Raw genomic sequence first — 19,345 nt, forward strand, 5'->3', positions numbered from 1 at the left:
TTCTACAGGGCGTGCAGCGGCTTCCCGGCCAGAGCGAGGTGCGCCTCGCCGAGCGCCTCGTTCTGAGTGGGGTGCGCGTGCACGAGGGGCGCGACGTCCTCGGGGTGCGCCTCCCAGTTCACGATGAGCTGAGCCTCGCCGATCAGCTCGCCGACGCGGGCTCCGACCATGTGCACGCCGACGACGGGGCCGTCGACCAGGCGCACGACCTTCACGGAGCCGGTGGTCCCGATGATCGTGCTCCGGGCGTTGCCGCCGAGGCCGTAGTCGTGCACGGCGACGCGCTCGGCGCCGTACTCGGCGATCGCCCGGGCCTCGCCGAGGCCGACGGAGGCCACTTCGGGGTCGCTGTAGGTCACCTTCGGGACGTTGACGTCCGAGACGACCTGCGGGCCCAGGCCGGCGATCTCCTCCGCGACGAAGATCCCCTGCTGGAAGCTCCGGTGCGCGAGCTGGAGTCCCGGCACGATGTCGCCCACGGCGTACACGCCGGGGACGGAGGTCTGCAGGCGCTCGTCGGTCAGCACGTAGCCGCGGTCGAGGCGGACCCCGGCCTCCTCGAGGCCGATGCCCGCGGTCACCGGGCCGCGGCCGACGGCGACCAGCAGGATCTCGCCCTCCGCCGTGGCGCCGCTCTCGAGCACCACGGAGACGCCGCCCTCGCTCTGCGAGACCGACGCGACGCGGGAGCCCAGCTGGAAGGCGATGCCCCGCTTGCGGAAGGCGCGCTCCAGCTGCTTGCTGACGCTCTCGTCCTCGTTGGGGACGAGGTGGGGGAGTGCCTCGATGATCGTGACCTCGGCGCCGAACGAGCGCCAGACGCTCGCGAACTCGACGCCGATCACGCCGCCGCCGAGGACGACGACGCTCGCGGGCACGTGGTCGAGCTCGAGAGCCTGGTCGCTCGTCAGGATGCGGCCGCCGATCTCGATCCCGGGGAGGGTGCGGGAGGCGGACCCGGTGGCGACGACGACCGATGCTCCGTGGAGCACGTGCTCGCCGACCGTCACCGTGCCGGGCGCGGTGAGGCGGCCCTCGCCCGCGACGACCGTGATGCCGCGCGAGGACACGAGGCTCTGCAGCCCCTTGTACTTGCCGGCGACCACTCCTTCGCGGTAGCGCGTGACGCCTGCCATGTCGATCCCGGCGAAGCTCGAGAGCACGCCGTACTTCTCTCCCTCACGGGCGCCGTCCGCCAGTTCGGCGGCGTGCAGGAGTGCCTTGGTGGGCACGCACCCGCGATGCAGGCAGGTGCCGCCGAGCTTGTCGCGCTCCACGAGCGCGACGCTCATCCCGAGCTGCGTCGCCCGGAGGGCCGCCGCGTACCCGCCGCTGCCACCTCCGAGCACGACCAGGTCGTAGCGCTCTTCCGACACCCAGTGACTCCCTCGCGACGTGCGGTCCCGCTTCCCGGCCGACCGGCTCCGGCGCTGGGCGCCGAGCGGATCGGGAGGGGGGACGAGGCGGGATCTCCCGCCCCGTCGACCCTACTACGCGCTCGCGAAGCCCTCGGCCAGAGCGATCAGGGCGCGCACCGAGACGCCCGTGGCGCCTGCTCCGGTGAAGCCGTGGCCGGCGCCGCCGTTGCTCGACGGACCGGCGATGTCGAGGTGCGCCCACGGGATCGTGGCGGCGTCCTCGCCCTCGCCGCGCTTCCCGACGAACTCGCGGAGGAAGTGGCCGGCGAGGAGCATGCCCCCGGCGGTGTTGCCCGGCTTGACGTTCGCGATGTCGGCGATGTCGGAGTTGAGCAGCGGCCGCAGCTCCGCGGGGAGGGGCATCTGCCAGAAGGGCTCTCCCGCCGCGCGGGCGGCGTCGAGGACGCGCGAGACCAGCTCGTCGTCGCCCAGGGCGCCGACGGTCCGGTTTCCCAGGGCGACCACGGAGGCGCCGGTCAGCGTCGCGACGTCGATGATCGCGTCGGGCTGCTCCTCGCTGGCGGCGACCAGGCCGTCCGCGAGCACCAGCCGGCCCTCGGCGTCGGTGTTCAGCACCTCCACCGTGGTCCCGCCGCGCACGGTCAGCACGTCGTCCGGGCGGATCGCGGTCCCGGAGGGGAGGTTCTCGGCGATGCAGAGCCAGGCGGTCGCGCGGAGCGGGAGGCCGAGCTCGGCGATGGCGCGCACCACGGCGAAGACGGTCGCCGCGCCCGCCATGTCGGTCTTCATCCCGATCATCGAGGCCGGCGGCTTGAGCGAGAGTCCGCCGCTGTCGAAGGTGATGCCCTTGCCGACCAGGGCGAGGTGGGTGCTCGCGCCCTCGGGCGCGTAGGCGACCTTCACGAGGCGGGGCGGACGGGAGGAGCCGCTGCCGACTCCGAGGATGCCCCCGAACCCCTCCTCCGCGAGGGCCTTCTCGTCCCAGACGGTGACCTCGAGGGGCAGGCCCTCTGCGCCGGTCTGCACGGCCTCGGCCAGCGTCTGCGGGTAGAGGTGCGACGGGGGAGTGTTGACGAGGTCCTTCACCGTGCCGACCGCGCGGCCGAGCACGAGCGCGCGGTCCAGGACGGCGGGGTCGGCCGACTCGCCGCCGCCCAGCAGGACGACGTGCTCGACGGGCGCCTTCGCGGCGGCGGCGGTGCTGCCGCGGAAGGCGGTGAAGGAGTAGGAGCCGAGCGCGGCGCCCTCGGCGACCGCGGCGAGCGTGCCGTCGGAGCCGGCCGGGAGGGAGAGGGCGACGGAGGCGGACCCCGCGAGCAGGCGGACGGCGGCGCCCGCGGCGTTCCGCAGCGCGGCGTCGTCGGGCTCCGCCGAGCCGAGGCCGACGAGGACGATCACTCCGGCACGGACCGAGGACGGCACGCGCACGAGCGTCTCGGCTGCGCCGGTCGCGCCGAGCGCGCTCAGCGCGGGGGCCAGCTCCTCGAAGCCCTCCGCGCCGACGAGCCGGGGACCGTCGGGTCCCGGTGCGACGCCGAGGACGAGGGCGTCGGTGTCGATGTCGGAGGCGGGAACGGTCGAGTACTCGAGAGAGGAGAGGGGCATGGCGGCAATGCTAGGCGCTGTTCGCTGAGGGCTCAGCGGACCCGGCCGGGGCGCCGGGACCCCCGTTTAGACTGGACGCATGCTGGATCCGGAAGACCTGTTCGAGATCCCGCGCGGGCTGCACCTCGTCGCGGGCCTCACCGGCTCGGCCGACGCCGGTGGAGCCGTGGGGCAGCTGGGCGAGTACCTCTTCGAGACGCTCGAGCACCGCGACGTCGCGGTCTTCGACCAGGATCAGCTGCTCGACTACCGGGCCCGCCGCCCCATCATCACGTTCGACCAGGACCATCTGACGGACTACCGTCCGGCGATGCTCCGGCTCTCGCTCGCACACGACGAGCTGCACCAGCCGTTCCTCCTGCTCACCGGCTTCGAGCCCGACTTCCAGTGGGAGCGCTTCACCCGCGCGGTGGTCTCCCTCCTCGAGCGGCTCGATGTCGCCTCGACCACGTGGGTCCAGGCGATCCCGATGCCCGTGCCGCACACCCGGCCGGTCGGCGTCACCGTGAGCGGCAACCGCGAGGACCTGATCGAGGCGATGTCGGTCTGGAAGCCGCACACGCAGGTGCCCTCGAACGTCCTCCACCTGCTTGAGCTGCGCCTGTTCGAGCGCGGCCTGACCGTGGTCGGCTTCGCCCTGCTCATACCCCACTACCTGTCGGACACCGAGTACCCGCAGGCGGCGGTCGCGGCGCTCGAGAGCATCTCGGCGTCGACCGGCCTCATCTTCCCCACGGACCGCCTGCGCGAGAGCGGGCGGGACTTCCTCGGCAAGGTCGACGAGCAGGTCGGCGGCAACGACGAGCTGCGGAAGCTGGTCTCGGCCCTGGAGGCCCGTCACGACACCTACATGGAGGGGACGAGCCTCCGCTCGCCGCTCACCGACGAGGACGGCTTCGTGCCCAGCGCCGACGCGATCGCCGCCGAGCTCGAGAAGTTCCTCGCGATCCGCCGCCCGGGCGAGGAGCCCACCGCCCCCTGAGCGGCCGTAGGATCGGACGAGTGCGTGATCGTCGAGCCTGGTTCGTCTTCGGTGCCGGAGCGTTCGCCTACCTCGTCGCGGTCCTGGACCGCACGACGCTGGGCGTCGCGGGAGTGGACGCCGCGGAGCGGTTCGGAGTGGCGGCCGCCGTCCTCTCGTCGCTCGCCGTCGTCCAGCTGATCGTCTACGCCGGGATGCAGATCCCGGTCGGGATCCTCATCGACCGGTTCGGCCCGCGGACCCTGATCCTCTCGGGCACGGCCCTGATGATGGCGGGTCAGATCGTGGTCGCGATCGCACCGAGCATCGGCGTCGCGATCGTCGGGCGGATCCTGCTGGGAGCGGGGGACGCCGCGATCTTCACCTCCGTCATCCGCCTCACAGTCACCTGGTTCAGAGGACCGATCGTGCCGCAGCTCTCGCAGTGGATCGGCAACATCGGCCAGGTGGGCCAGATCCTCTCCGCACTCCCGTTCGCGGCGATCCTCCACACGTTCGGCTGGGAGCCCGCGTTCCTCAGCGCCGCCGCCCTCGGGGCCGTGTCCTTCCTCGGCGTGCTCCTCCTGGTCGCCGACGTCCCGCCGCGCACCGAGCCGATCACCGTGGTGCCGCCGACGCTCCGGGCGACGATCGCGCAGCTCGGAGTGAGCCTGCGCCGGCCCGGCACGCAGCTCGGGTTCTGGTCGCACTTCGTCACGCAGTCCTCCGGGACGGTCTTCACCCTGCTCTGGGGCTACCCCTTCCTCGTCTACGCGATCGGCCTGCCTCCGACCGTCGCCGCGCCGACCCTCACGATCGTCGTCATCGCGGGGATCGTCGTCGGGCCGGTGCTCGGCGTCCTGACCGCGCGCCACCCCATGCGCCGCAGCAACCTCGTGCTCGGGATCGTCTCGGCGATGGCGGCCGCCTGGACCGTCGTGCTGCTCTGGCCCGGCGTCCCGCCGTACTGGCTCGTCGTTCTGCTCCTGATCGTGGTCGGAGCGGGCGGCCCCGGCTCCATGATCGGATTCGACTTCGCCCGCACGTTCAACCCCTCGCGGAGCCTCGGCGCGGCCAACGGAGTCGTCAACGTGGGCGGGTTCCTGGCCAGCTTCACGATGATGTTCGCGATCGGCCTGATCCTCGACGCGCTGGCCGGTCCCGGCGCCTCCTCGGAGCAGACCTACTCGCTCGAGCACTTCCGCCTGGCGTGGTGCGTGCAGTACGTGGTGGTCGGCGCCGGAGTCGTCGGACTCGTCGTCGCGCGCCGCCGGACCCGCCGCCGCCTGGCCGAGGACGAGGGAATAACAGTGGCCCCCCTCTGGGTTGCACTGAGTGACCGGATGCGCCGCGGCCGCGCGGGGCGCTGACGGTCGTCCCCGTCGATCCGCCCTTCTGCAGACGCGATGTCCCAGCTGAGCGGCCCGGATCCCGTCGGATCGAGCCCCACTCGCACCGCACCGCACGGCTGCACTACTCAGACGTGCAATAATTGTCAATAGGACCCGTTCGGGTCGAGGAGCACCAGGCCCACGTCGGGCGTGCGACGTCCTCGACTTGACATGGGTCCTCGTAATGCCCACCGACGGACGACGCCCTCCCGCGCCGCCCGCCCCCGGGACGCAACGGATGGAGAGGTGCCGCCATGGCCACCAGAGCTACCAAGACCGCAACGCTCGACGCCGTCGACGACGACGTGACGACGACCACCAAGAAGCCCGCGACGCGCAAGCCCGCGGCGAAGGCCACGGCGGCCAAGACCACCGCGGCCAAGACGACCCGCTCGCGCGCCACGACCAAGGCCGCCGCTCCCGCCGACACCGAGGAGGAGCCGACCGACGCCGACGAGGCCGCGGAGGACGAGGAGACCGAGGTCGTCGCCGAGGACACCGAGACCGACGCGAAGGACGACGCGGAGACGCCGGAGGCCCCGGCCGCCGCTGCCGTCGCCGCTCCGGCCGAGCCGCTCCCGAGCGGCGCGCTCGTGCTGTCCTTCGGCGGGGAGGACGACGAGGTCCCGGTCTACTCGACCGCGATCACCGGCGCCACCGCCGACCCGGTCAAGGACTACCTCAAGCAGATCGGCAAGGTCGCGCTCCTGAACGCGGCCGAGGAGGTCGAGCTCGCGATGCGCATCGAGGCCGGCCTGTTCGCCGAGGACAAGCTCGCCAACTCGACCGACCTCAGCCCGGAGCTCGTCCGCGAGCTGCGCTGGGTCGCGAAGGACGGCCAGCGTGCGAAGAGCCACCTGCTCGGAGCGAACCTCCGCCTCGTCGTCAGCCTCGCCAAGCGCTACACCGGTCGCGGGATGCAGTTCCTCGATCTCATCCAGGAGGGCAACCTGGGCCTCATCCGTGCGGTCGAGAAGTTCGACTACACCAAGGGCTTCAAGTTCTCGACCTACGCGACGTGGTGGATCCGCCAGGCGATCACCCGTGCGATGGCCGACCAGGCGCGCACCATCCGCATCCCGGTGCACATGGTCGAGGTCATCAACAAGCTGGCCCGCGTGCAGCGCCAGATGCTGCAGGACCTGGGCCGCGAGCCCACGCCCGAGGAGCTCTCGCGCGAGCTCGACATGACCCCCGAGAAGGTCATCGAGGTGCAGAAGTACGGGCGCGAGCCGATCTCGCTGCACACGCCCCTCGGCGAGGACGGCGACAGCGAGTTCGGCGACCTCATCGAGGACACCGAGGCGGTCGTCCCGGCCGACGCCGTGGGCTTCACCATGCTGCAGAAGCAGCTGGAGTCGCTGCTCGACTCGCTCTCGGAGCGCGAGGCCGGCGTGATCCGCATGCGCTTCGGCCTCGGCGACGGCATGCCGAAGACACTGGATCAGATCGGCGACACCTTCGGCGTGACGCGCGAGCGCATCCGTCAGATCGAGTCCAAGACGATGGCCAAGCTCCGCCACCCGTCCCGCTCGCAGTCGCTCCGCGACTACCTCGAGTAGGCCGGTGATCCGCTACGCGCCGGCGGTCCTCCTCGGGAGGGCCGCCCGGTTCGCCGCGCGGGTCCGGAAGCCCGGCGGGGGATCCGCCGTGCCCGGACTCGTGGTGAACCGCGTCGCGCCGGGGTTCCTGCCCGCGGTGCTCGACGGGTTCCGGGATGGCCTCGTGGTCGTCACGGGATCGGCGGGCAAGTCGACCACGACCAAGATGCTGGTCGCGGTCCTCCGCGCGCACGGGCTCCGGGTCTTCACCAATCCCTCGACGGCCAACATCGCGCAGGGGCTGACGTCCGCGCTGCTGGAACGGGCCGACCTCCGCGGACGGATCGACGCGGACATCGCCGTTCTCGAGATGGACGAGGGTCACGGCGCGCGCCTCGCGCCCCGGATGCACCCCCGCGTCGTCCTTCTGACGAACGTCGTGGTCGACCAGATCGACCGCTTCTTCGATCCGGCGATGGTCGCCCGGATGCTCGGCACCATCGCCTCCCGCGCGACCGGTCCCGTCGTGCTGAACGCCGACGACCGCCACGTCGCCGACGTCGCGACCACCCTTCCCGACGAGCGGATCCGCTGGTACGGCGTCTCCTCCTCCGTCCGCGAGTCCGCGTCCGGTGGCCTGGGCTACGCCGCGGAGGCGGAGGCCGGAGCCGACCGCGCCACCACCGTCGTCGAGAGCACGACGGGAGCGGCCGCGCGCATCGTCAGCGACGGCGACCCGCTCGAGGTCCGGCTCCCCGCACGGGGCGTCCACTACGCGGTCGACGCCGCGGCCGCCGTCTCCACGGCCCGCGCCGTACTCGCCGAGCGTTTCGACCCGGCTCTCGCCGCCTCCGCGCTCTCGAGCATCGACCCCGTCTTCGGGCGGGGCGAGATCGTCACGGTGCGCGGCCAGGAGGTCGAGTTCGTCCTGGTCCAGAACCCGGCGAGCTACCGTCTGAACATCGCGGAGATCCCCGAGGGGACCGATCAGATCATGCTGGCGATCGGCTCCGACGTCCGAGACCCCTCCTACTTCTGGCCCGTGGACACCTCCGTGCTCGGGCATGTCAGGGTCGTCTCGGGGTCGAAGGCGCACGAGGCGGCGCTGCACCTGCGCTACGACGGCGTGCGCGTCGATTCCGTCGACGAGGACCTGGGTCGCGCGCTCGACGCGTTCCTCGCTCTGCCGACCCCCGCCTCCGGCCGGAAGACCATCGTCTTCTCGGCCGATTCGATGCGCCGCACGCGTGCGCACCTGCAGCTCGTCACCAACCGCGAGGAGACCGCGTGACCACCCTCCGCATCGCCGTGCTCTCTCCCGATGTCCTGGACAGCAACGGCGACGCGGCGAACGCCCGGGTCCTCGCGGCTCGGGCGCGCTGGTCGGGCGTCGAGGCGGAGGTCGTGCCGCTGGCGACCGCCTCCGACGCCGAGGTCCGTCCGGACGTCTTGGTCGCCGGAACCGGAGCGGACGAGGACCTCCCGGGCGTCCTGGCGCTCCTCCACCAGATCGCGCCGACGCTGCGCGCCTGGGTCGATCGGGGCACCCAGGTGATCGCTGTCGGAGCCGGTTGGGAGATGCTGGCCGGCGCGATCAGCACGGCCGCGGGCGGTGCCCGGGGGATCGGACTGTTCCCCGGCGACTCGGTCACGGGTGAGCGCGCGACCGACGACCTCGTCGTCGAGACTCCGGGCGGCGTCCTCGTCGGCTTCGAGAACCACGAGCGCCGGATGACCGGGGTCGCGCCCGAGCATGCGCTCGGCCGAGTGCTGCACGGCACCGGCGACGGTGCCGGCCACGAGGGCTACGCAGTGGGGGGCCTTCTCGGCACGCACCTGCACGGCCCCGTCCTCGCGAAGAACCCCTCGCTCGCGGATGCGATCCTGCGGCGCGCCCTCGGCGACGCCTACTCCCCGTCGGACGAGCGGTTCCGCCTGGTCGATGAAACGGCACGAGCCGCTCGCGAAGTGATCGCGAAGCGGCTCGGTGTCGGTCGGTAGGGCGCTGACGCGCCGTCCGGGCTGATCGGGGACGCGCTAGGGGCGCTGCTCCTCGAAGAGCCGGGCGGACTCGTCGTGCCAGCTCTGGGCGATGCTGGAGAGCTTCTCCTGGTACTTCTTCCCGTGGTGTGCGCAGAACAGCAGCTCTCCGTTGTTCACGACCACTCGGATGTACGCCTGCGCACCGCAGCTGTCGCAGCGGTCGGCGGCGGAGAGCTGGTGGGCACCGGCGAGCTCGTCCACGCCGTTCTGGGTTGCTGTGGTCGACATGACTTGGCCTCCTGCACTCGGTCTTCGATCTCTGCTTAGTGGAACCCATCCAAGCACGCGATTGTTTCCGCACGGAGTCGATCGGTCGGCATTTCGCTCTGCGCGTAGGGGCCCCGCGCCGAGCGGCCATCGTGCTGTCGCCGAGTGCCGCGCCACCGCGGCCGGAGCGGTTCCCGAAAGTAGACTGGGCGGATGGCCTCCACCGACTACAACGCCCGTCACCTCTCCGTCCTCGAGGGTCTCGAGGCGGTCCGGAAGCGGCCCGGCATGTACATCGGGTCGACCGACTCGCGCGGCCTCATGCACTGCCTCTGGGAGGTCATCGACAACTCCGTCGACGAAGCGCTGGCCGGGCACGGGACCGAGATCAGCGTGCTCCTGCACGCCGACGGCAGCGTCGAGGTGCGCGACCGCGCCCGCGGGATCCCGGTGGACATCGAGCCGAAGACGGGGCTCTCCGGAGTCGAGGTCGTGTTCACGAAGCTGCACGCGGGCGGCAAGTTCGGCTCGGGGTCCTACGCGGCGTCCGGCGGTCTGCACGGCGTCGGCGCCTCCGTGGTCAATGCGCTCTCGGAGCGCCTGGACGTCGAGGTCGACCGCAACGGCCGCACCTACCGGATGTCGTTCCACCGGGGGGAGCCCGGTCGCTTCGCGGACGGGGGCGAGCCCACGCCCGACGCTCCGTTCACGCCGTTCGAGAACGGGTCGGAGCTGACCGTCGTCGGCAAGGTCGCCAAGGGCGTCACCGGCACGCGCGTGCGCTACTGGGCCGACCGGCAGATCTTCACGAAGGGCGCGTCGTTCCAGACGGACGACCTCGTGACGCGCGCCCGGCAGACCGCGTTCCTCGTCCCCGGCCTGACGATCGACATCGTCGACGACCGCGCGGACGAGCGCCGCGCCGAGATGTTCCGCTACGACGGCGGCATCTCGGAGTTCGTCGAGTTCCTCGCCCCCGACGCGCCCGTGACCGAGGTGCTGCGCCTCACCGGCTCGGGCACCTTCACCGAGACCGTGCCGGTGCTGACCCCCGGCGGCGCGATGGTGCCCACCGAGGTGGAGCGCACCTGCGAGGTCGACATCGCCCTGCGCTGGGGAACCGGCTACGAGACGGTGATGCGCAGCTTCGTGAACATCATCTCGACGCCCAAGGGCGGCACGCACCAGACCGGCTTCGAGCAGGGCCTGCTGAAGCTGCTCCGCTCGCAGGTGGAGGCGAACGCCCGCCGCCTCAAGGTCGGCTCGGACAAGCTCGAGAAGGACGACGTGCTCGCCGGGCTCAGCGCCGTGCTGACGGTGCGGCTCCCGGAGCCGCAGTTCGAGGGCCAGACGAAGGAGGTGCTGGGCACGCCCGCGGTGCGCGCGATCGTCGCCTCCACCATCGCCTCGACGCTGGGCGCTGTGTTCTCCTCGACGCGCCGCGAGGACAAGGCGCAGACCTCGCAGCTCCTCGAGAAGGTCGTCGCCGAGATGAAGTCGCGGATCTCGGCCCGTGCGCACAAGGAGACGCAGCGCCGCAAGAACGCGCTGGAGTCCTCCTCGCTGCCGGCGAAGCTGGTCGACTGCCGCAGCAGCGACGTCGAGAACAGCGAGCTCTTCATCGTCGAGGGCGACTCCGCCCTCGGCACCGCCAAGCTCGCCCGCAACAGCGAGTACCAGGCCCTGCTGCCGATCCGCGGGAAGATCCTCAACACGCAGAAGGCGAGCATCGCCGACATGCTCTCGAACGCCGAGTGCGCCTCGATGATCCAGGTGATCGGAGCAGGCTCCGGCCGCTCCTTCGACCTCTCGGCCGCGCGCTACGGGAAGATCATCCTGATGAGCGACGCCGACGTCGACGGCGCCCACATCCGCACCCTGCTGCTCACCCTCTTCTTCCGCTACATGCGGCCGCTCGTCGAGGCGGGGCGCGTCTTCGCCGCCGTGCCTCCGCTGCACCGGCTCGTGGTGATGAACGCGGGGAAGAAGCCGAACGAGACGATCTACACCTACTCCGAGAAGGAGCTGCAGAGCGTGCTCGCGGCCCTCGGCAAGGCGGGCCGCCGCTACCAGGACCCGATCCAGCGCTACAAGGGGCTCGGCGAGATGGACGCGGACCAGCTGGCCACGACGACCATGGACCGCTCGCGCCGCACCCTCCGCCGGGTGCGGGTCGCCGACGCCGAGAACGCGGGCCGGGTGTTCGAGCTGCTGATGGGCAACGACGTGGCACCCCGCAAGGAGTTCATCGTCCGCGGGTCGGAGTCGCTGTCGCGCGACCGCATCGACGTCTGAGACGCGGGGCTCAGAACACCTCGGGCGCCGCTCCGATCGTCGCGATCGGCGCCGCGAGCGCCACTCCGGAGCCGTCGCGCTTCATCCCCGAGTCGGGCAGCGCGGCGACCGAGCCGTCGGCCTCGAGGGCGTGCGCGGGACCGGGGCCGACCCAGGCCACCCCGAGGGCCGTCTCGCCCTTCAGGAAGCGCTGCGCACGGACTCCGCCGGTGGCCCGGCCCTTGGCGGGGAACTCCGAGAACGGCGAGACCTTCGCACTGCCGGTGTCGGTCCCCGAGAGGGCCCAGCTGTCGACGGCGACCGTCGCCACGACGGCCTCGTCCCGGTCCTCGGCGGCGACGACGGCGAAGTGCACGACGTCGTCGGTCTCGGCGAGCTTCACCCCGGCCATCCCCGCGGCCGTCCTGCCCTGAGGGCGGACGGCGGACGCGGAGAAGCGCAGCAGCTGGGCCTCGCCGGTGACGAAGACCAGCTCGTCCTGCTCCGCCGACGCGGCCGCGCCCACGACCGCGTCCTCGGGCTTCAGGGCGATGAGCTCGATGTCCGGGCGGTTGGGCAGCTCGCCCGGCGCGACGCGCTTGACGACGCCCTGCTGGGTGCCGAGGGCGATCGGCCGCTCGTCGTCGAGAGCGACGAGCGCGAGCACCCGCTCGTCCTTCGCCAGGTGCGGGAGGTAGTCGCTCATCCGCACGCCCGCCCCCAGCTGCACCGAGGAGGAGGGGACGGCGGGGACGTCGACCGGCGAGAAGCGGAGGAGCCGGCCGGCGCTGGTGACCGCGCCGATCTCCGTCCGGCTGGTCGTGTCGAGCACACTGAGCACGGCGTCGTGCTTCGAGCGGCGCGTAGCGCGCTCGGGGTGGGGAGCGGCCTCGGGGTCGCGGTCGACCCGGACCATGCGGCCGGTGGTGCTCAGCAGGACCCGGCAGGGCACGTCCGCGATCTCGAGGACCGCGGAGGCCTTCCGCCCGGTGGTGGCGACGGAGGGGCGCGCCTCGGTGAGCAGGGTGCGCCGCGGGGTCCCGAGGCGCTGGGCGACCTCGTCGAGCTCGTCCGAGACCAGCTCGTCGATCCGGGAGCGGCTGGCGAGGAGGGCCTCGAGCTCGGCGATCTCGGCGAGGAGGGTGTCGCGCTCGGTCTCGAGCTCGATGCGCGAGAACTTCGTGAGCCGGCGGAGCTGGAGCTCGAGGATGTAGTCGGCCTGCAGGGTGCTGAGGTCGAAGACCTCGATCAGCCGGGCCCGCGCCGCCGCGGTGTCGTCGCTCCCGCGGATCAGCTGGATGACCTCGTCGATGTCGAGGATCGCGATGAGCAGGCCCTCGACCAGGTGCAGGCGCTCCTGGCGCTTGCGCAGGCGGTAGCGGGTCCGCCGGGTGACGACCTGCACCCGGTGGCCGATGTAGACCTGCAGCAGCTCCTTCAGGCCGAGGGTGCGCGGGCCGCCGTCGACCAGCGCGACGTTGTTGATCGAGAACGCGTCCTCGAGGGGCGTGTAGCGGTAGAGCTGCTCGAGGACGGCGTCCGGGCTGAAGCCGGTCTTGATCCCGATGACGAGCCGGAGGCCGTTGTCGCGGTCGGTGAGGTCGGTGACGTCCGAGATGCCGCTGAGCTTCTTGTTCTGGACGCCGTCCTTGATCTTGTCGATGACCTTCTCGGCGCCGACGAGGTAGGGCAGCTCGGTGACGACCAGGCCGGACTTGCGCGCCGTGATGCTCTCGACCGAGACGCGGGCGCGGGTCTTGAAGCCGCCCCGCCCGGTCGCGTAGGCGTCGCGCACGCCGGCGAGGCCGACGATCGTGCCACCGCTCGGGAAGTCGGGGCCCGGGACGAACGACATCAGGTCGTCCAGGGACGCGTCGGGGTGGGCGATGAGGTGCCGGGCCGCCCCGACCACCTCGACGAGGTTGTGGGGCGCCATGTTCGTCGCCATGCCGACGGCGATGCCGCTGGCGCCGTTGACCAGCAGGTTCGGGAACGCGGAGGGGAGGACCTCGGGCTGGTCGTGCGAGTTGTCGTAGTTCGGGACGAAGTCGACGACGTCCTCGCCGAGGTGCTCGGTCATGGCCGTGGCGGCCGGGGCGAGGCGGGCCTCGGTGTAGCGGGACGCGGCCGGGCCGTCGTCGAGGGAGCCGAAGTTGCCGTGCCCGTCGACGAGGGCGACCCTCATCGTGAACGGCTGGGCGAGGCGCACGAGGGAGTCGTAGATCGAGGCGTCGCCGTGCGGGTGCAGCTTGCCCATCACCTCGCCGACCACGCGGGCCGACTTCACGTGGCCGTGATCGGGCCGCAGCCCCATCTCGCTCATCATGTAGAGGATCCGACGCTGCACCGGCTTGAGGCCGTCGCGGGCGTCGGGCAGGGCCCGCGAGTAGATGACGGAGTACGCGTACTCGAGGAAGGACCCCTCCATCTCGGCCGAGACGTCGACGTCCTCGATGCGCTCGGTGAGCGAGGATCCGGAGGAGGGGGCTGCAGCGTTCATGACTCGATTCGGTGGCGGGCGCGGGACGGCGGCGGGGGACTGCACCGCCCTGCGGCGCCCGGCGGGACGGGCGGAGCGGGGACGGCGCCTCGCGGACGGGACCGGCCCTCCCGTGCACGCGGACGCTCCGCTGCACCGGCCCGGCGGGGACGGCGGCGCTGTGCGAAACTGGGCGCGATGACCCACATGCTACCGCCAGCCCCCGACGGGCGGCGGAGCCTCGCCGACGTCCTGCCGGGCGCCCTCGACGCGCTCCTCGGCCGCCCGGGCCTGTTCGGCTCGCCCCGCGTCGAGCGGATCGTGGTCGTCCTCGTCGACGGACTGGGAGCCGCGAACCTCCGCCGGCGCGCCGGACACTCGCGCACGCTCGCTCCGGCCCTCAACCGCGGCACCACGCTCGTCTCGGGCTTCCCGACGACCACCGCTGCGGCCCTCGCGAGCCTGACGACGGGCCTGCGCCCGGGCGGGCACGGGATGGTCGGCTACCGCGTGCTCGACCGCGCGTCCGACCGCCTGGTCAACCAGCTCTCCGGCTGGGACGAGGGCATGGTGCCCGAGACGTGGCAGCCCCACCCCACGCTCTTCGAGCAGGCCTCGGCCGCCGGTGTCCGGGCCGGAGTGATCGGCCCCGCGCGGTACGCCCGCTCCGGTCTCACTCGGGCGATCCTGCGCGGCGCCGAGTACCACTCCGCCGGCGGCGTCGCCGAGCGCTTCACGGCCGCGCGCGCCCTGCTCGACGAGGGCGGCCGCCAGCTCGTGTACCTCTACGTCCCCGAGCTCGACCAGGCGGCGCACGCGCGCGGCTGGGAGTCGCCGGAGTGGACGGCGGCGCTCGAGCTCCTCGACGGCGAGATCGGCGGAGCGGTCCGCGGGCTCTCCGCCCGGGAGAGCGTGCTGGTCACCGCCGACCACGGCATCGTGGACGTCCCGGCGTCCTCGCACGTGCTCGTCGAGCGGGGACCGCTGCTCGAGGGCGTCCGGCACCTCGGTGGAGAGCCCCGCTGCCTGCAGCTGCACCTCGAGCCGGGCGTGGACCCCGACCAGGTGGCGCGGCGGTGGATCGAGGCGGAGGGCGCGCGCGCCTGGATCGCGACGAGCGACGAGGTGGCCGCGAGCGGCTGGTTCGGCGAGGTCTCGCCGGCGGCGGCCGAGCGGATGGGCGACGTCTTCATCGCGGCACGGAGGACCATCGCGTACTACGCGGCGGACGACTCCTCCGGCCGCTCGATGATCGGGCAGCACGGGTCGCTCACGCCGGAGGAGACGCAGGTTCCGCTCCTGCGCTTCGGCGCGCTGGCCTGAGCCGCGCCCGAGGGCCTGTTTCCGACCGCACGGTCCGCCTCGGCGGAGCCGCGCGCCCGCGGAGGGTCAGTCGTCGCTGCGCGCCCCGAAGACGATCTCGTCCCAGCTCGGCATCGACGCCCGTCCCCGGCGGAGGCTCCCGCGCACACCCGACGGCTGCTCGGGGACCGGGGGAGCGGTGCGCGGCGGCTCCGGCGCCTTCTCGACCGGAGGAGCGGCCTCGGCCTCGGGCTCCGGCTCCTCGCGGACGCGGAGGCTCGAGGCGTGGTCGCGCTCGCCCCGGCGTCGCCGCAGGGCGTCGAGCAGGTCGGCGGTGTCGTTGAGGTTGCGCTCGCGCTGCTCCGTCGTGCTGGTGACGGGGCGGGGGAGCGTGGAGATCGGCCGCGGGGAATCGGAGAGGGCCGGCTGCGGCTCCGTGTCGGAGGGGCGGACGGCGGCCGGACGGGCGTGCGGCATCGCGGCGGGGCGGCCGGCCGTGGGGTGGTCGGCCCGGGCGGAGCGGGTCGGCGCCTCCGCGGACTCCGGGTCGAAGCGCGTGGCGAGCTCGTCGACAGCGGCGGGGATGACGGCGCGCAGGCGCGGGATGAGGGTCGGCCGGATCTCGCCCTGCTGCGAGAGCGTGATCGCCTCGGAGGTCAGCGGCGACAGCAGTGCCTTCCGCGGGTCGAAGCGCCATCGGGCGTCGTGGTCGATCTCGTCCGAGCGGAAGAGGAGCTTGACGACCCAGCCCTCCTCCTCCTTCCAGCTCGACCACTGCTCGCCCTCGGCGCCGAGGGACGCGAGGCGGTCGCGGATGACGTCGCCGAACGGCGTGCCCTCCTCGAGGGGATCGGGGTCGGTGGTCGTGTAGACGCGCACGGCGAGAGCCGAGGCGACGATGTGCTCGCGCTCGGCCGTGACGGGTCCCTCGAAGCGCTGGACGTAGCCCAGGTCGGCGCCCGTGAGCTCGGCGACCTCCTCGGCGGAGAGCCCGGAGCGGATGTGCGCCTGGATCTCGCGGGGGGAGACGCGCTTCTCGCGCGGCGGGAGGGTGTGGACCCGGGGCCGCAGCTGGCTCTGCAGCGTCTCGTCGATGCGGACCGAGAAGCGCTCGCCGCCCTCGGACACGAGGACGAGCGATCCGCCCTCGACGCCGATCACCTTCAGTTCCATCATCGTGGGGACCCTCCTTCTGGACGCGGACCGGGCAAGGATGCCACGCGCCCGGGCGATCGGCCGGGAATACCCCGGGCGGGTCGAAAGTTGGTGCGGAAGGAGGCGGGGCGAGCGGGTGTCAAGAGCCGTTCGAGGTGGTTTGCGAATCGATGCGTCGTGATGCACACTGACCCCGCCGATTTGTTGAACAGCAGAAATAAGAAGTGGATGGGAATGGCTACGGACTACGACGCCCCCCGCAAGACCGATGACGACTCCGAGTCGATCGAGGCCCTGAAGGAGCGAGTCCCCGACAAGATGTCCGGAGTCGTCGACGTCGATGACGCCGACAACCCGGGCGGATTCGAACTGCCCGGTGCCGATCTGTCCGACCTCGATCTGGACGTCGTGGTCCTTCCGCCCCAGGCGGACGAGTTCACGTGCGTGAGCTGCTTCCTCGTGAAGCACCGCTCGCAGATCGACCACGAGGAGAAGCTCGGACCGATCTGCCTGGAGTGCGCCGCTTAAGCGCCTCCCGGCCCCGAAGGACGACCGCTCCGTCGCCGTGATCCCCGGATCGCGGCGACGATGTCGTCCGGGCGGCGGGTCGAGACCAGCCAGTACGGCGTCGGGTCGGCCGGATCCTCGATCGGGACCCGCACCACGTCCTTCACCCAGCCGCGGATGACCAGGTAGGCCCGCGCGTCCAGGCGCGTCCCCCGCTCGGCGAACGCCTGGTCCCCCGTGTAGGAGGACGGCTCGCCCACGAGGTCGAGCGGGATGTGAGCGCGGCCGGCGCGCAGCTCCCCCTCCGCCACCTCGATCACGGGGGAGAGGGCGAGCAGCGACAGCACGCAGCCCGCGTACAGCACGACCGCGACGATCACCCCCACCGCGAAGTCGATGGGCGCGAACACCAGGATGCTGGCGGGGATCACGAGGGCGGTGGCGACGAAGAGCCAGGGCGCGGGCCACAGCCTCTCTCGGTAGGACGGCATGACCCTATTGGATCAGACGTTTGGTCTACCCTCGTCACGTGCCTGCAACCGTCGACGTCCCGATCACCGCGGACCGGCTCCCCTCCTACGCCCGTCCGGGCGACGCGGGAGCCGATCTCCACTCGACGGAGGACGTGGTGCTCGCTCCTGGCGAGCGCGCGTCCGTCGGCACCGGAGTGGCCGTCGCCCTCCCGGACGGCCACGCCGGCTTCGTCGTCCCCCGCAGCGGGCTCGCCTTCGCGCACGGCATCACCGTCGTCAACGCCCCCGGCACGATCGATGCCGGCTACCGCGGCGAGATCCGGGTGGCGCTGCTGAACACCGACAGCCGCGAGACGTACCGCGTCTCGGCGGGGGACCGGATCGCGCAGCTCGTGATCGTCCCCGTCGTCCAGGCGAGGTTCACGGCCGTCGACGAGCTTCCCGAGTCGGTCCGCGGTACGGGCGGCTTCGGATCCACCGGGTACGCCGCCGGCGCCCAGGAGACCAGAATCCACGAGGAGAGCGCATGAGCGACATCCAGCCCACGGCCGGCGAGGCCGCCGAGCCGGTCCAGCAGGACTACGAGAAGTCGGCGCCGGAGGACCGCGCGGAGGCCGGGCCCCTGGACGAGCGCGAGGCCAACCCGGTCCGCCCCTACATCGACCTCGGCGGAGTGAAGGTGCTTCCCCGCGAGGGCATGCACATCCGCCTCGAGGTCGAGGAGGGGACCAAGCGCGTCATCGCCGTCGGCCTCGACTACGCCGGATCGACGCTGCAGGTGCAGCCCTTCTCCGCGCCGCGCTCCTCGGGGCTCTGGCACGAGATCCGCGGACAGATCGCCGAGCAGATCGGCCGTCAGGGCGGATCGACGACGGAGCGCGACGGCGTCTTCGGTCCGGAGCTCGTCGCCGAGCTCCCGATCGCCGGCGGCCAGACCCGCGTCGCCCGGTTCGTCGGCGTCGACGGTCCGCGCTGGTTCCTCCGCGGCGTGATCGCCGGAGCCGGAGCCGTCGACGAGGAGGCCGCGGCCTCGGTCGAGGAGCTCTTCCGCAGCATCGTCGTGGTCCGCGGCAGCGGCCCGATGCCTCCGCGCGACCTGATCCCGCTGAAGGTGCCGACCGGCAGCCAGACCCAGCAGAGCGCGAGCTGACCGGCATGGAGCCGGTGCGGCCCGAGGACCCGGCCCGCCCGGAGGAGCCGGTCCGGCCCGAGGTGGGCGACGCGATCGCGAAGGCCGCCCGCCGCTCGGGCCTCGGCGCGGTCGCCGACGGCGAGCCGTTCGACGGGAAGGCGCTGCTGCGCACGATGGGCGGCGTCCGCGGGATCCTCGAGGCCGTCGTGCCCGGCATCGCCTTCGTCCTGCTCTACACGGTCACCTCGGAGCTGGTGCTCTCACTGGTCGCGTCCGTCGGGCTCGCCGTGGCGTTCACCGTGGCGCGGGTGCTCGGCCGGACACCCGTGATCCAGGCCGTCGGCGGACTGCTCGCCGTGGTGGTCTCGGCCGCGTTGGCGCTGTTCACCGGGCGGGGTGTCGACAACTTCGCCCTGGGGCTGCTCACCAACCTCGTCTACGGGCTCGTCTTCCTGATCTCCGTCCTCGTGCGCTGGCCCCTGATCGGCGTCGCCGCCGGCTTCCTGATGGGGGACGGCACCTCCTGGCGGTCCGATCGGCGCAAGCGCCGCCTCTTCGGGGCCCTGACCCTCGCGTGGGCGGGGCTCTTCCTCCTGCGCCTGGCCGTGCAGTACCCGCTGTTCCTCGCCGAGGACACCACGGCGCTGGGCATCTGGAAGCTGGCGCTGGGCCTGCCCTTGTACGCGCCGCTGCTGGTGCTCACCGTGCTCGCCGTCCGGGCCGAGTACCGCGGGGCCGGCGAGCGCGCCGATGCGGGCGATGCTCCGGATCGGGCATAGAATTGTCTCGACGTCGAGATAAATAGCGCTCGCCTCCCCGCACCGTCGCGGCGAGGTCGACCGGGCGCCTCGGCGTCGAGGAGTTAGGTCCTCCTTGGTGGCAGGCCGCTGTGCGCG

The 19,345-nt window shown here is 72.3% G+C and carries 17 protein-coding genes; 11 read left to right on the forward strand and 6 right to left on the reverse strand.

The genetic code is table 11. The annotated features are described in order from the left end of the window. Positions 1–2 precede the first annotated feature (2 nt). A complete protein-coding gene (lpdA, locus tag C5D44_RS00850) occupies positions 3–1,376 on the reverse strand; it encodes a dihydrolipoyl dehydrogenase (RefSeq protein WP_104280564.1) in 1,374 nt (457 codons plus the stop codon). Between the two features lie 114 nt (positions 1,377–1,490). After that, a complete protein-coding gene (locus tag C5D44_RS00855) occupies positions 1,491–2,984 on the reverse strand; it encodes a leucyl aminopeptidase (protein ID WP_104275690.1) in 1,494 nt (497 codons plus the stop codon). A 79-nt stretch (positions 2,985–3,063) separates the two neighbouring features. Here C5D44_RS00855 and C5D44_RS00860 point away from each other — a divergent pair, with 79 nt between their 5' ends. The 5 genes from C5D44_RS00860 (at position 3,064) to C5D44_RS00880 (ending at position 8,878) form a co-directional block, all read left to right on the forward strand. Then, positions 3,064–3,966 (forward strand): proteasome assembly chaperone family protein, encoded by a 903-nt coding sequence (locus C5D44_RS00860; RefSeq protein WP_104280565.1) that lies wholly within the window; start codon positions 3,064–3,066, stop codon positions 3,964–3,966. Positions 3,967–3,986: 20 nt separating this feature from the next. Further along, a complete protein-coding gene (locus C5D44_RS00865) occupies positions 3,987–5,315 on the forward strand; it encodes a nitrate/nitrite transporter (RefSeq protein ID WP_104280566.1) in 1,329 nt (442 codons plus the stop codon). 275 nt (positions 5,316–5,590) lie between these two features. After that, positions 5,591–6,898, forward strand: coding sequence for an RNA polymerase sigma factor (locus C5D44_RS00870; RefSeq protein WP_104280567.1), 1,308 nt, complete (start codon positions 5,591–5,593; stop codon positions 6,896–6,898). Positions 6,899–6,902: 4 nt separating this feature from the next. Continuing rightward, on the forward strand, positions 6,903–8,168 hold the full coding sequence (locus C5D44_RS00875; protein ID WP_104280568.1) for a Mur ligase family protein: 1,266 nt from the start codon (positions 6,903–6,905) through the stop codon (positions 8,166–8,168). Beyond that, a complete protein-coding gene (locus C5D44_RS00880; RefSeq protein WP_146086045.1) occupies positions 8,165–8,878 on the forward strand; it encodes a type 1 glutamine amidotransferase in 714 nt (237 codons plus the stop codon). The genes C5D44_RS00875 and C5D44_RS00880 overlap by 4 nt, the downstream gene beginning before the upstream one ends. Positions 8,879–8,914: 36 nt before the next feature. On the opposite strand, the gene C5D44_RS00885 is transcribed toward C5D44_RS00880, so the two are convergent. Then, a complete protein-coding gene (locus C5D44_RS00885; RefSeq protein ID WP_068212876.1) occupies positions 8,915–9,148 on the reverse strand; it encodes a hypothetical protein in 234 nt (77 codons plus the stop codon). Between the two features lie 192 nt (positions 9,149–9,340). On the opposite strand from C5D44_RS00885, the gene C5D44_RS00890 reads away from it, so the two are divergent. After that, a complete protein-coding gene (locus tag C5D44_RS00890) occupies positions 9,341–11,422 on the forward strand; it encodes a type IIA DNA topoisomerase subunit B (protein ID WP_104232564.1) in 2,082 nt (693 codons plus the stop codon). Between the two features lie 10 nt (positions 11,423–11,432). On the opposite strand, the gene C5D44_RS00895 is transcribed toward C5D44_RS00890, so the two are convergent. Continuing rightward, a complete protein-coding gene (locus tag C5D44_RS00895) occupies positions 11,433–13,901 on the reverse strand; it encodes a DNA topoisomerase (ATP-hydrolyzing) subunit A (protein WP_104280569.1) in 2,469 nt (822 codons plus the stop codon). Positions 13,902–14,078: 177 nt separating this feature from the next. Between C5D44_RS00895 and C5D44_RS00900 the strand changes: the two genes are divergently transcribed. Then, entirely contained in the window at positions 14,079–15,203 is a 1,125-nt protein-coding gene (locus C5D44_RS00900; RefSeq protein ID WP_258067835.1) for an alkaline phosphatase family protein, read from the forward strand. 66 nt (positions 15,204–15,269) lie between these two features. Here C5D44_RS00900 and sepH read toward each other — a convergent pair whose 3' ends face one another. After that, positions 15,270–16,358 (reverse strand): septation protein SepH, encoded by a 1,089-nt coding sequence (gene sepH / locus C5D44_RS00905; RefSeq protein ID WP_104280570.1) that lies wholly within the window; start codon positions 16,356–16,358, stop codon positions 15,270–15,272. A gap of 213 nt (positions 16,359–16,571) precedes the next feature. Here sepH and C5D44_RS00910 point away from each other — a divergent pair, with 213 nt between their 5' ends. After that, a complete protein-coding gene (locus tag C5D44_RS00910) occupies positions 16,572–16,865 on the forward strand; it encodes a DUF4193 domain-containing protein (RefSeq protein WP_055792269.1) in 294 nt (97 codons plus the stop codon). Here the strand turns inward: C5D44_RS00910 and C5D44_RS00915 are convergent. Next, positions 16,862–17,335 (reverse strand): DUF3093 domain-containing protein, encoded by a 474-nt coding sequence (locus C5D44_RS00915; RefSeq protein ID WP_104275681.1) that lies wholly within the window; start codon positions 17,333–17,335, stop codon positions 16,862–16,864. The two genes, C5D44_RS00910 and C5D44_RS00915, sit on opposite strands and share 4 nt — an antisense overlap. Before the next feature lie 38 nt (positions 17,336–17,373). On the opposite strand from C5D44_RS00915, the gene dut reads away from it, so the two are divergent. The 3 genes from dut to C5D44_RS00930 are packed head-to-tail and all read left to right on the forward strand — an operon-like array spanning position 17,374 to position 19,228. After that, positions 17,374–17,847, forward strand: coding sequence for a dUTP diphosphatase (dut, locus tag C5D44_RS00920; protein WP_104275680.1), 474 nt, complete (start codon positions 17,374–17,376; stop codon positions 17,845–17,847). After that, positions 17,844–18,467, forward strand: a complete 624-nt coding sequence (locus C5D44_RS00925; RefSeq protein ID WP_104275679.1) for a DUF3710 domain-containing protein — start codon at positions 17,844–17,846, stop codon at positions 18,465–18,467. Before dut ends, C5D44_RS00925 begins: the two co-directional genes overlap by 4 nt. A 5-nt stretch (positions 18,468–18,472) precedes the next feature. After that, positions 18,473–19,228 carry a DUF3159 domain-containing protein gene (locus tag C5D44_RS00930; RefSeq protein WP_104280571.1) on the forward strand — a complete coding sequence of 252 codons (756 nt, stop codon included), beginning with the start codon at positions 18,473–18,475 and terminating at the stop codon, positions 19,226–19,228. Positions 19,229–19,345: the final 117 nt, after the last annotated feature.

Origin of the sequence: Rathayibacter sp. AY1B5, from assembly GCF_002932795.1 — a bacterium.
GTDB lineage: Bacteria > Actinomycetota > Actinomycetes > Actinomycetales > Microbacteriaceae > Rathayibacter.